The organism is Streptomyces sp. AC558_RSS880 (genome assembly GCF_019049255.1).
Lineage (GTDB): Bacteria > Actinomycetota > Actinomycetes > Streptomycetales > Streptomycetaceae > Streptomyces.
This window is the reverse complement of record NZ_JAGMUJ010000115.1, coordinates 26,870-41,599: the sequence shown is the minus strand read 5'-3', so window position 1 is coordinate 41,599 and position 14,730 is coordinate 26,870. Positions and strand designations below refer to the sequence as shown.

Here is a 14,730-nt window from a genome sequence, read left to right as displayed (position 1 = left end):
CGGACCCCTATCGTGGGGGCAGTGGTCGAGGGACGGCTCACGGGGGCACGGTGATGGGCGGTAGTGACGGGATGGTAGTGACGGAGAGCGAGGCGCTGGCCACGCTGCACCGGGTGTTCGGGTACGACGCCTTCCGCGGTGAGCAGGAAGCGGTCATCGAGCACGTGGTCACGGGCGGCGATGCCGTCGTGCTCATGCCCACCGGTGGCGGAAAGTCGCTCTGCTACCAGATTCCGGCCCTGGTCAGACCGGGTACGGGAATCGTCGTCTCCCCGCTCATCGCGCTGATGCAGGACCAGGTGGACGCGCTGCGGGCGCTGGGCGTGCGGGCCGGGTTCATGAACAGCACGCAGGACTTCGACGAGCGGCGGGTCGTCGAGGCGGAGTTCCTCGCCGGCGAGCTGGACCTGCTGTACCTCGCTCCGGAGCGGCTGCGGCTGGACAGCACCCTGAACCTGCTCTCGCGCGGCAAGATCTCCGTCTTCGCGATCGACGAGGCGCACTGTGTGTCCCAGTGGGGGCACGACTTCCGGCCGGACTACCTCACGCTGTCGCTGCTCGGCGAGCGGTGGCCGGACGTGCCCCGCATCGCGCTCACGGCGACGGCCACGCACGCCACGCACCGGGAGATCACCGAGCGTCTGGGCATGCCGGACGCCCGGCACTTCGTGGCGAGCTTCGACCGGCCCAACATCCAGTACCGGATCGTGCCCAAGGCCGACCCCAAGAAGCAGCTGCTGAGCTTCCTGCGCGGGGAGCACGCCGGGGACGCGGGCATCGTCTACTGCCTGTCGCGCAACTCGGTGGAGAAGACCGCCGAGTTCCTCAACCGCAACGGCGTCGAGGCGGTGCCGTACCACGCGGGCCTCGACGCGGGGACGCGCGCCGCGCACCAGGCGCGGTTCCTGCGGGAGGAGGGCCTGGTGGTGGTGGCGACCATCGCGTTCGGCATGGGCATCGACAAGCCGGACGTCCGGTTCGTCGCCCACCTCGACCTGCCCAAGTCCGTCGAGGGCTACTACCAGGAGACGGGCCGTGCGGGGCGCGACGGGCTGCCGTCCACGGCCTGGATGGCGTACGGGCTCAACGACGTCATACAGCAGCGCAAGCTGATCCAGTCCGGCGAGGGCGACGAGTCCTTCCGGCGGCGTGCCAACCAGCATCTGGACGCGATGCTCTCCCTGTGCGAGACCGCGCAGTGCCGGCGCGGCCAGCTCCTCGCCTACTTCGGTCAGGACCCCGACCCGGCGGGCTGCGGCAACTGCGACACCTGCCTCACCCCACCGGAGACCTGGGACGGGACCGTCGCGGCGCAGAAGGTGCTGTCCACGGTGGTGCGCTTGCAGCGGGAGCGCGGGCAGAAGTTCGGCGCGGTGCAGATCGTGGACATCCTGCTGGGGCGGCGCACGGCCAAGGTCATCCAGTTCGACCACGACCAGCTCTCCGTGTTCGGCATCGGTGAGGATCTGAGCGAGGCCGAATGGCGGGGTGTGGTCCGCCAGTTGCTCGCCCAGGGGCTGCTCGCGGTCGAGGGGGAGTACGGCACGCTGGTGCTGACCGAGGCGAGTGGGGCGGTGCTGCGGCGGGAGCGGGAAGTGCCGCTGCGCAAGGAGCCGAAGAAGCCGGCGACGGCGGCTCGGGGTACGAGCAGCCGGGGCGAGCGCAAGGCCAAGGCCGCCGCGGCCGAGTTGCCCGAAGGGCTTCAGCCCGCGTTCGAGGCGCTGCGTGCCTGGCGGGCCGAGCAGGCCCGCGAGCAGGGCGTCCCGGCGTACGTCATCTTCCACGACGCCACGCTGCGGGAGATCGCCACGGTGTGGCCCACGTCGGTGGGTGAGCTGGGCGGGATCAGCGGGGTGGGGGAGAAGAAGCTGGCGACGTACGGGGAAGGCGTGGTGGCGGTGCTGGCCGGGCTGACGGCGCCGGGGGGCGCCGGTGTCGGTGCCGGATCCGAGGACCCCGGCGGCCCGGACGACTGGCCCGAGGAGGAGCCGGAGCCCGACGGCTGGGAGTAGGCGGCCGCGCGAGTCGGGCTGGGCGGGGGGAGCTGCGCAGCCCGGCGCTGCGGGGTGCCTCCCCCACTCTCGACTTCGCTCGAGCGGGAGGTACCCCCATCGCCCACCCGTGCCGCCCCAGCGGCACGACTGCCCGCAGCTGTGCCGCGTGCGGAGTGCCGCTGCGCCCACCCCTGCCGCCCAGCGGCACGACTGCCCGCAGTTGCCTACGGCAGGGCCGTCAGGCCCGGGGCGAAGGTGATCAGCAGGGGGACGAGGGGGACCAGGGCTGCCGCGGCCGTCGTCAGGGCGCGGTGGCGGCGGCCGAGGCGGGGCGGGGGTTCCAGGAGGCGGTCGACGCGTTCGCCGAGCAGACGGTGGCTGGAGGCGCAGGACAGCACGCCGCGGTGCTGGTTGAGCTCGATCAGCGCCAGGGCCGTGGTCAGGTGGCCGCAGCGGCGGGAGGCCGTGTCGTCGGCGGACAGTTCGACCAGGCGGTGGGTCTGGTCGCAGAAGTGCGCGAACAGCGGGACGTGGGGGAAACCGGTGGCGAGGGCGGTGGAGAGGTGCAGCAGCCAGTCGTGGCGGGCGCGGGCGTGGCCGCGCTCGTGGGTGAGGACGGCGTCGAGCTGGTGGTCGGTGAGCCGTTGCAGGGCCCCGGTGGTGACGATCAGCTGGGGCGGGCTGCCGGGCATCCACCAGGCGTCGGGGTACTCGTCCTCCAGCACCAGCAGCGGGCCCCGGGCCGCGGGCAGACCGGCGGGCAGGTCGGGGGCGCGTTCGCGCAGATGCTCCCGGGCCCGGGAGCGCCGGCGGCGGGCCTCGACCAGCTCCCGCCCGAGCATGGCCGTCGTCCAGGCCGCCCCGCAGGCCAGCAGCAGGGTGAGGACGGTCGCCCAGGGCGAGGCGGCGGACAGGTCGTACGCCGCGGTGACCGCGGGCGGGGCCGGGGCGAAGAGCTGGGCGCGGACGGTGCCGAAGACGGCGGCGGCGCCCAGGGCGAGAGCCGTGACGCAGCACAGCAGGACGGTGGCGACCAGGCACTGCCACACCCACAGGGCGACCACCGGTTCCCGTTCCGGCCACTTCGCCCGGGTCAGCGCCCGGGGGACGGGCACGGCGGCCGTCACGGCGACAACGCTCAGCAGGAGCAGGCAGACGGTCATGCCACGGGCTCCGGATCCTGTCGGAAGAGGGAGACTTCGGGTCGTGCTGGGGGCGTGCGGGAAGTGCGGGGGGAGCGCGGCGTGAACGCGCACACCGCCCGACGCCAAGTATGACGGCGAAGGGCGGTGTGAGTCAGGGGTCGTCGAAGATCGGTGAGGGCCGGACGGGTCAGACCGTGGGGACCACCCGTCCCGTGACCTCGCCGAGGCCCACGCGGACGCCGTCCGGGCCCGGCGCCCAGGCCGACAGCGTCACCACGTCGCCGTCCTCCAGGAACGTCCGCTTGCCGTCGGGGAGTTCGAGGGCGTCGCGGCCGTTCCAGGTCAGTTCGAGGAGCGACCCGCGTTCCCGCTCGGCGGGGCCGCTCACCGTGCCGGAGCCGTACAGGTCGCCGGTGCGCAGAGAGGCGCCGTTGACGGTCATGTGGGCGAGCTGCTGGGCGGCCGTCCAGTACATGGTGGAGAAGGGGGGTTCGGAGACGACGTGGCCGTTGACGGTGACGGTGATCCGCAGGTCGTAACCACCGGGTTCCTCGTCCGCGTCGTCCAGGTACGGCAGCAGCTCGTGCGTGCGCTCCGGCGGCGCGACGCGGGCCTCCTCCAGGGCGTCCAACGGGGTGATCCAGGCCGACACCGAAGTGGTGAAGGACTTGCCGAGGAACGGGCCGAGGGGGACGTACTCCCAGGCCTGGACGTCGCGGGCGGACCAGTCGTTGAGGAGGCAGAGGCCGAAGACGTGGTCGCGGAAGTCGCCGAGCGGCACCGGCCGGCCCAGCTCGGACGGCACGCCGACCACGAAGCCGACCTCGGCCTCGATGTCCAGCCGGACGGACGGCCCGAAGACGGGGGCGGCGTCGGCGGGCGCCTTGCGCTGGCCGGAGGGGCGTACGACATCGGTGCCGGACACCACGACCGTGCCGGAGCGGCCGTGGTAGCCGATCGGCAGGTGCTTCCAGTTCGGCGTCAGGGAGTCGGCGGCGTCGGGGCGGAACATCCTGCCGACGTTCCGGGCGTGGTTCTCGGAGGCGTAGAAGTCGACGTAGTCCGCGACCTCGAAGGGGAGGTGCAGGGTCACCTCGGACAGCGGGTGGAACAGCGGCTCGACGGTCTCCCGGTGCGCCGGGACGGTCACCCACGCCGTGAGCGCCCGCCGCACGTCCGACCAGGCCGTGCGGCCCGCCGCCAGCAGCGGGTTGAGGGTCGGCCGGGCGAGCAGGGAGGCGTACGGCGAACCCAGGGCGTGCGCCGCCGCGCCGGCGTCGAGGACGTGGTCGCCGAGCCGGACGCCCACGGTCCGCTCCGAGGAACCGGGAGGCGAGAAGACGCCGTACGGCAGGTTGTGCGGGCCGAAGGGATCGCCCTCGGGGACATCGAAGGGGGGCATCGGGTGCTGCCTCGCTTTCGTGTGCGCAGGTGCTCCACGTGTCTGTGGCCGTGCCACACGTTACGGGTGGGACGGCGGTCTTGGGCAGAGCCGATGTGGTGGCGCCCCGGCATCCGCGGCGGGAGGGGCCGGTGGGGACGGGGTGCACGGACCCGAGGACACCGCGCGCCGCCTCCACTTGCGTACCGGAAGTTATCCACAGGACACGACGCAATCTTGACGGAGCGGTGCGAACGGGGCGACTCTGGGCAAGTGCCGGAAGGTCTCGGGGAGGGGGCGTTCCGAAGGCACACTGGGGGGCGGATGACCGTGGGGGAGGCCGGTTCGCGCTCGGCGCGCTCGGGATCGCAGCCGGAACGGCTGGAAGAGACCATGCGCGGCCGGCTCGGCCGGGAATGTGTGTACGTGCCGTCATGCAGATTCGGGCTGTTCGTGGCGTTGCGCCACTGGTGCCCGCCGGGCGGCCGGGTACTGATGTCGCCGGTCAACGACGACGTCATCTTCTTCGTGGTGCTGGCGGCGGGACTGCGGCCGGTGCAGGCGCCGTTGAACCCGTTCGACGGGTCCATCGACGTCGACGCCGTGCCCGAGGAAACGTGGGGCTCGCTGTCCGCCGTGCTGACGACGAACCTGTACGGCAACCCGGACCCGGCGCCGGAACTGCGGTCGCGCTGCGACGCGTCGGGCATCCCGCTGTTCGAGGACGGGGCGCACGCCATCGGCAGCGCGGTCGGCGGCCGGCCGGTCGGGGCCTGGGGCGAGGCCTCCGTTTTCAGCCTTTCCAAGCATGCCGGTGCCCAGGCGGGCGGCATCCTCTCGCTCGCCGACCCGAGCCTGGCCGAGGAGGTGCGGGTCACCTGTGACGAACTGCTCGCCCCGCCCCGGCCCGCGTCCGAACTCGCCTATTTCTTAAGGCCGTACGCCGAGGCCGCCGTACGGGGGCTGGGGCTGCGGCGGGCTGTCTGGGCCACGTTGGGGCTGCTGGGGCTGACGGAGCGCGACGGGATCAGGATGCCGCTGCGTCCGGAGGAACTGACCCGGGCCGTCGCCGCGGCCCCGGACCTGGCCGCGCACGACCCCTGGGTCCGCGTCGACATGCACACCTACCGCCTCGCGTCCGGCCCGCTGCGGCTGCGGCGCATCCGGCGCAGGCTGGGACGGCTGGACGAGGTGCTGCGGGCGTACCGCGACGGCACGGAACTGCTGCTGTCGACCCGGTGGGCCCGGCCCGGGTCGGGAAACGAGGCGCAACCGTTGTTCCGGGTGCCGCTGCTGGTGGCGGACCGGGACGCGGCGATCGCGGCACTGGCCCGGCGCGGGATCGTCGTCGGCTACCTCTACGACCCGCCCCTCGACGACTACGCGGGGAAGGAGTTCACCGACCCGTCGCCCGCACCCGCGGCGGCCCGCTGGTTCGCGCGGCACGCGCTGCCGGTGGACCCGCTGCGGGCGGAGGAAGCCGTCGCCGTGCTGGAGCGGTCCGGTGCGCGGCCGGCCGGACCGCCGGAGGACCTGACGCGGCCGGGAGCACCGGCCGACGGGCCGGGGCCTGCCCGTGACTGACACCCGGGTGCACGAGCCCGCCGCGGTGCGCGACGGCGGCGGGTCCCGGCCCGCCGGGAACACGCCCGACTCCGACTCCCTGTTCAAGAACGCCTACTTCCTGATGCTCAGCACGGGCGTGTCCGCCGTCCTCGGCCTGGGATTCTGGCTGGTGGCCGCCCGCTACTACTCCGAGGACGCCGTCGGCCAGGGCTCCGCCGCGATCGCCGCGATGCGGCTGCTCGCCAGCATCACCGCGACCACGATGATCGGTGCCGTGGTCCGCTTCGTCCCGCGTGCCGGCCGCGAGACCGGACGCCTGGTGTGGGGCGTGTACCTGGCGAGTTCGGTGGTCGTGGCCCTGGCCGCGGGCGTCTTCCTGCTCACGCTCGACCAGTGGGGCGCCTCCTACGCGCCCCTCGGCACACCGCTGGCCGGGGCGCTGTTCGTCGCGGCGTGCGTGGCGTGGGCGCTGCTCACCCTCCAGGACGGCGTGCTGACGGGGCTGCGCAAGGCCGAGTGGGTGCCGGCCGGGAACGCCGTGTTCTCCGTCGGGAAACTGGTCCTGCTGGCCGTCTTCGCGAGCGCGCTGCCGGTGCTGGGCATCTTCGTGTCCTGGGCCGTGGCCATCGCGTTCTCCACACTGCCGCTCGGCTGGCTGATCTTCCGCCGGCTCATCCCGCGCCAGGCCGCCGCGGACCACGACGTGGAACCGCCCGGCCTGCGGTCCATGGGCCGCTTCCTGGCCGGCGACTCGCTCGGCGCGCTGTTCAGCCTGGCGATGATCAATCTGCTGCCGGTGATGGTCGCGGTCCGCTTCAGCGCGGCGGAGAACGGCTACTTCTACGTGGCGTACACCGTCGGCGGCACGATGGAGTTCATGGCCATCAACATGGCCTCGTCGCTCACCGCCCACGCCTCGCACGACCCGCGTCAGCTCGCCGACGGCGTGCGCGGGGCGCTGCGCCGGATGACGCTGCTGCTGGTGCCGGTGGTCGCGGTGCTGGTCGTCTTCGCGCCCCAGATCCTCACGCCGTTCGACGCGGATTACGCCGAGCACGGCTCGACCGTGCTGCGGCTGCTCGCGCTCGGGGCACTGCCCCGGGTGGTCGTGGAGCTGTACATCGGCGTGCTGCGGGTACAGGGGCGCACCGGTGTGCTCGCCGTTCTGCAGGGCGCGATGTGCGCGCTGGTGCTGGGCAGCGCGGCAGTGCTGTTCACTCCGGCGGGGATCGCGGGGGCGGGATGGGCGGTGCTGATCAGCATGACGCTGATCGCGGTCGTCTCGGTGTTCGGGCTGCGTGCGGCGCTGCGCGACAGGATCGGCGGGAGCGGGGGACGGTCCGCCGCCGTCCCCGACTACGGCACCCGCTGGGCCCGGCTGAACGCCACCGCCGGGTACGGCACGAACTGGGCGCGCCGGGCGGCGTACGAGCACAGGGGCCCGGGAGAGGACCACGAGGACGACGAGGACGACGAGGACACCGTCACGCTGTTCATCGGCCGCCCCGGCTACGAACGGGAGGCGCTCCAGGCGGACACGGTGGCGTTCATCGTGCGGCCACAGGCCACGGACGAGCGGGAGGCGGACTCCGGCGGCGAGGAGCGGTCGTCCGCTGCGGAGAACGTTCCCCGGAAGGAGACGCCGGGGGCACAGGGGGCGCCGGACCAGGACGAGGATCCGCTGGAGGACGGGAAGCCGGACCGGGCCGAGGAGCCAAACCAGGACGAGGACCCGGTGGAGGACGGGAAGCCGGACCGGGCCGAGCAGCCGGACGAGGACGAGAAGCCCCACGAGGACGAGAAGCCGGACGGAGGCGGAGAGCCGGACCAGGACGAGAAGTCGTTCCACGAAGACGCACATCGGTTCGTCGCGGCAGCCGGGGAGCGGACCGGCAACCGCCGGTCGTCGTCGTACGTGCTCCCGCAGCCCGCCGCCCGCCCCGGGTGGGGAGCCGGCGCACCCTCCGCCGTGCCCTCGTGGGAAGGCCGCGTACCGGCGGAGGCGAGTGGTGCGCCGTGGGCTTCCGAGGCACCCCCCGACGCCTCGCCGGGAGCCGGCCACCAGGACCTCGCCGTGCCGTCGGTGCCCGGCGACGACCCCGGCCGACGGGCCGGGTGGATCCTCTGGACCCTGCTCGGCCTCGCGACCTTCGTCCACTGGTTCTCGGTGCGCGGACTCCCGTGGTCCGACGGCGCCGGCAGAGGCGAGCCCACGGGACGTCAACTGCTGGACGGCCTGCCGCTGCCCGTGCTGGCCGCGGGAGGACTCCTGCTCCTCGTCTTCGTCGCCTCGGTGACGTTGTGCGGGCGACCGGTCCCCTGGCTCTCCGGCACCGCGCTGGGCTCCGCCCTGGTCGCCCTGCACACCGCGCCCGCCGCCCTGGGGTGGCAGCCGGAGCCGGTGGACGGGGCCTCGTACGCCGGCGCGGCCCGTTTCCTCGCGGAGGCGGTGGGACTCGACGGCCCCGGTCCCTTGATGCGGTGGGCCCCTTCGGCGTTCCAGCTGTTGTGCCTCGTACCGCTGTGGCTGCTGCTGGCACACGCGGACCGGTGGCTGACGCGGCCGGGCCGCTGGGGCGTCCTGTATCTCGCCGCGGTGGCCGGCTGGGTGTTCCGGGAGGCGCTCGCACCGGTCGCGCCGCCGCTGCTGGCCGCGCTCCTCGGGCTTGTGCTGCTCGGCCGGGCGGTTCCGGCGCCGTGGCGCGCGGGCCGCGGCGGACGGAATCGCCCGCCCGTCCACTGAGCGGCCCGGGGGCCCGGCGCCGGGCCCCCGGGCGCCGGTCAGCGGGGCGGCACGGGCTGGTGGAAGTACCCGTTCTTCCCGGCCTCCCGGTAACCCTCGAGCCCCGGGCCGTCGTTGACGGTCAGATCGCACTCGGCCTTCTCGGAGGTCGGCCGGTTCCAGTGGACCAGGGCCTTCACCTCCGGGAGCTTCTTCACGTCGGCGGGGATCCGGGCGTACCAGTCGCGCTGGCGCGACGGGTCGGCGGCGTCGGGTGCGGTGGCGAACTCCGCGAGCATCACCGGTTTGGTGTCGGAGACGTTCGCCCGCAGCCATTCATAGCTGGGCCGCTGGCTGCGCAGGAAGTCCTTCCAGTCGGTGGTGTCGTGGCAGCCGTAGTAGTTGTACTGGTCCATGGCGATCCAGTCGACGTACTCGTCCCCGGGGTAGAGGGCCTTCATCTCCTTCGCGCTGCCGAGGTAGCCGGAGACGGTCCACACCCATACGACGTTGTCGGCACCCAGTTCACGGAACCGGTCGTGGAGGTGGCGGTACGCCGCGACGAACTCCGCCGGGGTGCCCGCGCCCTCCTTGATGCGGGCGTCGGTCTCCTGGTCGAAGGAGAAGAAGACACGTTTGCCGTAGGCCTTGATGCGCCGGATCTGCGGGTCGAGGATCTCCTCGTCGTACTTCCCCGAGGCGATGTTCTTCCAGCCGAGCTGGGTCTCCGACCAGTTCTCGTGGTGCGGCTCGGTCCAGACGGTGGACTCCCAGGCCAGCATGAGCAGCCTGTCCCTGCCGAGCTCCTGCTCGTCAGGGGTGAGCAGCTGCCCGTCGAGCTCGGTGCCCGACATGTCGTGGTAGTTGTACACGAGGTCGAGCTTGCGGCCGATCCTCTTCTCGAAGCCGAGCACGGCGTCCTTGAGCGAGCCGTTCGCGGCGTACGGCACATAGGCGCCCCACCAGGCGCCGCAGGGCGGAACCAGCGTGTCGGTGGGGGCGCAGGGGCCGGTGGGCAGCTCGCCGGAGGCCGCGTTGCCGGGTGTGGCCCCGCCGGAGGAGTCCGCGTCGTCGGAACCACCGGCCCAGAATCCGAGCCCGGTGAGCAACGCGGCGACCGTCACCAGGACGACCGCCGTGTAACCGCGCCTCGCGCGCCCCATGTCCCTCACCCCACGCCACGTGGCCCGCTTGCGCGGCTCGCGCAGCCGGTGCGGTCCCGTCATGCGTCACCGCCGTCGGAGGGCCTGCGCCTGGCGCGCTCCGCAGCGCCGCGCCGGGCGGCGGGCAGCGGAAGCCCCGGCAGGGCCGCGGCGACCGTGGTGAAGGTGGCGAGCGAGACGAGGAAGGCGGTCATCGAGAAGCCCTCCACCAGGAACAGCGAGGTGGCGGTGAGCACGCCGAGCGACAGGCTGACCGGCGCGGCGAGCGCGACGGCCTCCAGCCTGGCGCCGGGGGCCAGCCCGCCCGGCTGCGGATACAGCGCCGCGCTGCCCGGGCCGAACAGGGTGAAGAGCAGGACCGGGATCCAGCGCAGCGGTGAGGGGCCGGGTACGGCGGTGGCGGCCAGCGCGAGCCAGCCCGAGGCCCCGACGAGGACTCTGAGGCGCGTCTCGGTGATGCGGACGCCCCTCGTGCCGCGGGGGGCACCGGTTCCGGCGGCGTTCCCGGCGTCTGTGGGATCCGAAGGTTCGGTGGAGTGCGCGGAGCCGGTGGCGTTCATGCGCCGGTCCGACGGGACGGAATGGCCTTCATCGTCACTTCGATCACCTTGTGGTCGTTGCTCGGGCGGCCGGGCGGTACTCCAGGACGACGCCGTAGGGGTGGCTTTCGACGGTCCGGAAGAGCGGTGAGGCGGAGAGCTTCGTACGCAGCGTCTCGAAGCCGCCGGGCGGCAACAGGCCCTCGCCGGCGGTGTAGACGTCCTGGGTGCGGGTGAGGACGACGTACGTCCTGGTTCCCGGCGGGATCCCGTCGGCGAGGTAACCGGCCGGGTCCTCCAGCATCTTCTCGTTCTCGGGCAGTTCCTGCTCGGCGAAGAACCAGTGCTCGAGGCGGTCGTACCGGTGCAGCGCCTGCGGGAAGGAACCGCTGGTGGCGAGGATCAGCGAGCCGTCGGGAGCGTTGTCGAGGGCGCGGGTGACCAGTGCGGTCTCCTCGGGCGGCGTGTAGTACATCTTCTCCTTGCCGTAGTACGACGGCAGGAAGCCGGCCAGCAGCACCAGCAGAACGGCCGGCAGGGCGACGGCCGCGACTCTGCGCCGCACCGCCTTCATCCGGCTGCGGTGGGTGCCCGCGACGGCGGGCACGAGCGCGGCGGCGGCGAAGAAGGCCGCTCCGGGCAGGCCGAACAGGTAGACGCGGAACAGCATTTCGCCGCCGTAGTCGTTGACGGCGAAGAGCGGGACCGGGGCGGCGGAGACCAGCAGCAGCGGCAGCGCGCTGCGGACCAGCCGGCGCCGCAGCACGAGGGCCGCCCCGGCGAGCGCGGCGACCGCGAGCACCATCAGCACGTTGGCGGTCCCGGCGAGTTCGGGTCCGGGGCCGGTCAACTGCCCGGCGTAACCGGCGCGGGAGTTCTGCGTCAGTTCGCCGATCGACTCCTTGAGGGTGGACAGCGTCTCGACGAACAGCGGCCGCCCCATGGTCAGGTCCCAGGTGAGCATCAGCAGCGCGGCGACGGCCAGCAGTCCGTAATTGCGGTAGCGGCGCGTGAGGTTGAGCGCGAGCAGGCAGATGCAGAGCATCACCGGGGTGAGCTGGTGCGTGGCGTTGATCGCGGCGATCAGCGGGGCGAGGATCACCACGCAGACCGCGCGCTGCCGGGTGCCCGTGGGCGCCGGCACGCCGGCGGCGGCCGGGTCGAGGACGGTGCGGTCGCGCAGCCGTCCGGCGGAGCCGGGGCGCACGAAGTGCCGCAGCACCACGGCGATGACCGTCAGGTGCAGCAGGTACGCGAGCCCTTGCGGGGCGAAGTAGTCCTGCCCCACCCAGTTGGCGAGCTGGAAGATCCACACGGCGGTCCACACCAGCCGCCAGTCCTGGCAGAAGGTGCGGTACATCAGGACCAGCACGGGCATCATCAGCAGACCGAAGACGATCGGCGCCCAGTTGGCGTACGAGGCGGCGCTCTCCACGCCGAAGGCGCGCACCAGCCCGGCGTCGAGCGTGAAGAAGCCCGGCCACTGGTCGTACGCGGACATGTTGCCCGACAGCGCCGCGCCCGGCCGCAGCTCACCGTTGGCGAGCATCGTGTCGACGACGGCGTCGTGCTTGGAGGCCCACGGGTAGCGCACGGCGTCGTACAGCACCGCCGGTGGTGCCTTGAGCGCGAACAGCAGCGCGGCACAGTGCGCGGCCGGCCACCACGGCGCGGTGCCCGCGCGCCGCAGACTGAGGACGAAGCCGGCGGTGAGGACCAGCAGCGAGAGGTGGTAGGCGGCCGGCAGGCGGTCCAGCAGGCCGTAGTCGCCCATCTCCCGGAAGCCGATGCGGGGCAGTGCGTAGCACCACAGCCCGGCGGCGAGCAGCAGCGTCAGCAGGCCGGCGTCGGGGGAGCGGCGCGGGACCGGCCAGGACCTGCGGCCACCGCCGGAGGTCCGTCCCGGCTCCGCGGGGCCGGTGGCCGGGCCGGGAGTGGGCAGCGCGCTGCTCTCAGCGGTCGGTACGGGCACATGTTGTTGCACGCCGAGACTCCCCTCCCCCGGACCGAGTATAGGAATTACCTTTGGTTTTCACACCAAAAACGTCGAACTCGCCCGCGGACCGACAGCCGTCCGACAGCTCGTGTGCGACCCGGCCCGTCCCGGCCCACCCCGCGCGCATTCCGGACCGCCCCCCGGTCAACCGGCGAAGGCGGGGCCGCGCAGGACGGCGCGGGCCCGGCGGTACCACCGCCAGCCGACGGTCTGCGGCCCGTCCCGGTAGGGGGCGATCCGCGCGCCGTCGCCCGCCAGCCAGGCCTCCACGTCGGCGACGGTGTGGCCGCGGCGGACGATCAGCCGGGCGATGCGGTAGCGCTCGTCCCGGTCCGAGCTGAGCGCGTGCCGCACGGCGGTCGCCGTCTCGTAGCCGACGCGGGAGGCCATGGCGCGCACCCGGGGGCTGTTGTAGCCGTGCGGATAGGCGAGGTGGGGGACGGGGTGGCCGAGGGTGTCCTCCAGCACGGCCTTGGAGTCCAGCAGTTCGGCGCGCAGTCGCCTGGTGGTCAGGGTGTCGAGCTGGGCGTGGGTGACCGTGTGGCTGCCGATCTCCATGCCGGAACGTTCCAGCTCCGCCGCCCGGTCCAGGGTCATCATCGGGGCGGGCGGCAGCAGACTGCGGCCGCCCGGGGCGATGGCGCCGGTGGTGAGGTACGCGGTGGCGGGCAGCGCGCGTTCGGCCAGGGCGTCGGCGGTGGGGCCGGGCAGGTCGGCGAAGCCGTCGTCGAAGGTGAGCAGCACCGGCCGGGGCGGCAGCGGGGCCCGGCCGGCGAGGTGCCCGGCGAGGGTGCTGATGGTGACGGGCGTGCGGCCGCTGTCCACGACGGCGTCGAGGTGGGCCGCGAACTCCTTGGGAGTGACGGTGAACTCGGCGATCCAGTCCGGCGGATCGTCCATCACGGCGTGGTAGAGGAAGACGGGTATGGCCGCGGTCATCACCTCCCCCTCCCCGCTGCTCGCCGCGCCCGCAGATATCCGAGCGGCCCGTACAGCATTCCCCTGCGCTGCAGCCGTGACAGCCGGCGTGGCCATGGATGGGTGCGGGTGTCGTGCGCGCCCGGCGCACCCCCGCCGGCGTCCGTGTCGCGCACCTCGGTCAGCGCGCGGGCGTGCGCGAGGCCGCGCGGCAGCCGGGCGAGGAACGCCGGCAGCAGCGCGGGCCGGTTGACCAGGATCGCGGTGAGGTAGGCGGTGAGGCCGGCGCCGTAGCCGTACGCCTGGGTCTCCAGGTCGGCCCAGGTCTCCCGGTGGTGGTGCCACACCAGCGCCTGCGGCGTGTAGTGCAGCCGGTGCCCCTGGGCGAGGACGCGGACGAAGCCGTACAGGTCGTCGCCGCCCCGGGCGGGCGTCCCGGCGCCGGTGGCCGGGTCGAAGCCGCCGACGGCACGCAGCACCTCCGTGCGGAAGGCCATGTTCGCGCCGGAGCCGAAGCGGCCCGCGGTGAAGGGGAACAGCGGCTCGTCGCGGGGCGGGTCCTGGGGGTCGTACGTCGTCGGCGTGAAGCCCTTCGCGAAGCCGCCGTGGCTCTCCAGCAGGACCTGGGCCGGGGTGCGCAGCCGGGCGGGCAGGATCAGGCCGGTGGCGCAGCCGAGCCGGGGGTCGGCGGCGAAGGGCGCGGTCAGTTCGGTGAGCCAGCGGGGATCGGCGACCACGTCGTCGTCGGTGAACGCGACGACCTCGCCCCGGACCACCGCCAGCCCCCTGTTGTGCGCGACGGCGAGTCCGGGGACCGGCTCGCACACGTACCGAACCCGCTCGCCGTACTTGCGTTCCACCAGCTCACGGGTCTCGCCGGTCACGGGCGCGTTGTCGACGACGACGACCTCGAACCGCGGGTGCTCCTGCGCGAGCAGCGAGTCCAGCGCCCGGGCGAGCTGGCCGGCCCGCTCCCGGGTGGCCACGACGACCGAGGCGTACGGCGGCTCCCCGCCGCCCCCCACCGCCACGGTCGCCCGCGCCACCCCGGTGGCCGCCTCCGTCAGCACCGCCCGCGGGTCCGCGCCCTCCGGTACCCGTGCCAGCAGTGTTCCCACCGGGCGGCCTGCCCGTCTGACCAGCAGGAACACCTCTCCGTGGGTCACCGGCGGGCTGCCCGGGCCGGGTCTCAGCACGGCCTCGGCGCCGTCCAGGTCCAGTTCGGCGACCTGCACCGCGCCGATGGCCAGGAAGCGCCGTATCTCCTCCTGCGTACGCGTTCTTCGGAACACCTGTCCTCCCCCCT

At 73.4% G+C, this 14,730-nt stretch carries 10 protein-coding genes; 3 read left to right on the top strand and 7 right to left on the bottom strand.

Going from position 1 to position 14,730, the window contains the following annotated elements; genetic code table 11:
- The first annotated feature begins 71 nt into the window (after positions 1-71).
- Positions 72-2,012 carry a DNA helicase RecQ gene (gene recQ, locus KUM38_RS29030; RefSeq protein ID WP_374227101.1) on the top strand — a complete coding sequence of 647 codons (1,941 nt, stop codon included), beginning with the start codon at positions 72-74 and terminating at the stop codon, positions 2,010-2,012.
- Positions 2,013-2,218: 206 nt separating this feature from the next.
- Here recQ and KUM38_RS29025 read toward each other — a convergent pair whose 3' ends face one another.
- A complete protein-coding gene (locus tag KUM38_RS29025) occupies positions 2,219-3,157 on the bottom strand; it encodes a M56 family metallopeptidase (RefSeq protein ID WP_217133553.1) in 939 nt (312 codons plus the stop codon).
- Positions 3,158-3,326: 169 nt separating this feature from the next.
- Positions 3,327-4,541, bottom strand: a complete 1,215-nt coding sequence (gene fahA / locus KUM38_RS29020) for a fumarylacetoacetase (protein ID WP_217133551.1) — start codon at positions 4,539-4,541, stop codon at positions 3,327-3,329.
- Positions 4,542-4,844: 303 nt separating this feature from the next.
- Here fahA and KUM38_RS29015 point away from each other — a divergent pair, with 303 nt between their 5' ends.
- Positions 4,845-6,104: a DegT/DnrJ/EryC1/StrS family aminotransferase gene (locus KUM38_RS29015; RefSeq protein WP_217133550.1), complete on the top strand. Its 1,260-nt coding sequence runs from the start codon at positions 4,845-4,847 to the stop codon at positions 6,102-6,104.
- Positions 6,097-8,829, top strand: coding sequence for a lipopolysaccharide biosynthesis protein (locus KUM38_RS42360; RefSeq protein ID WP_374227100.1), 2,733 nt, complete (start codon positions 6,097-6,099; stop codon positions 8,827-8,829). The genes KUM38_RS29015 and KUM38_RS42360 overlap by 8 nt, the downstream gene beginning before the upstream one ends.
- A gap of 38 nt (positions 8,830-8,867) precedes the next feature.
- On the opposite strand, the gene KUM38_RS29005 is transcribed toward KUM38_RS42360, so the two are convergent.
- The 5 genes from KUM38_RS29005 to KUM38_RS28985 all read right to left on the bottom strand — a co-directional run bounded on the left by KUM38_RS29005 (position 8,868) and on the right by KUM38_RS28985 (position 14,716).
- Entirely contained in the window at positions 8,868-9,971 is a 1,104-nt protein-coding gene (locus tag KUM38_RS29005; RefSeq protein ID WP_254397927.1) for a glycoside hydrolase family 26 protein, read from the bottom strand.
- Between the two features lie 59 nt (positions 9,972-10,030).
- Positions 10,031-10,531: a hypothetical protein gene (locus tag KUM38_RS29000; protein WP_254397926.1), complete on the bottom strand. Its 501-nt coding sequence runs from the start codon at positions 10,529-10,531 to the stop codon at positions 10,031-10,033.
- A 43-nt stretch (positions 10,532-10,574) separates the two neighbouring features.
- Positions 10,575-12,494 (bottom strand): hypothetical protein, encoded by a 1,920-nt coding sequence (locus KUM38_RS28995; protein WP_308409085.1) that lies wholly within the window; start codon positions 12,492-12,494, stop codon positions 10,575-10,577.
- Between the two features lie 156 nt (positions 12,495-12,650).
- Complete coding sequence (locus tag KUM38_RS28990) at positions 12,651-13,445, bottom strand: polysaccharide deacetylase family protein (RefSeq protein WP_254397925.1); 795 nt, start codon at positions 13,443-13,445, stop codon at positions 12,651-12,653.
- Positions 13,445-14,716 carry a glycosyltransferase gene (locus KUM38_RS28985; protein WP_217133546.1) on the bottom strand — a complete coding sequence of 424 codons (1,272 nt, stop codon included), beginning with the start codon at positions 14,714-14,716 and terminating at the stop codon, positions 13,445-13,447. The genes KUM38_RS28990 and KUM38_RS28985 overlap by 1 nt, the downstream gene beginning before the upstream one ends.
- Positions 14,717-14,730: the final 14 nt, after the last annotated feature.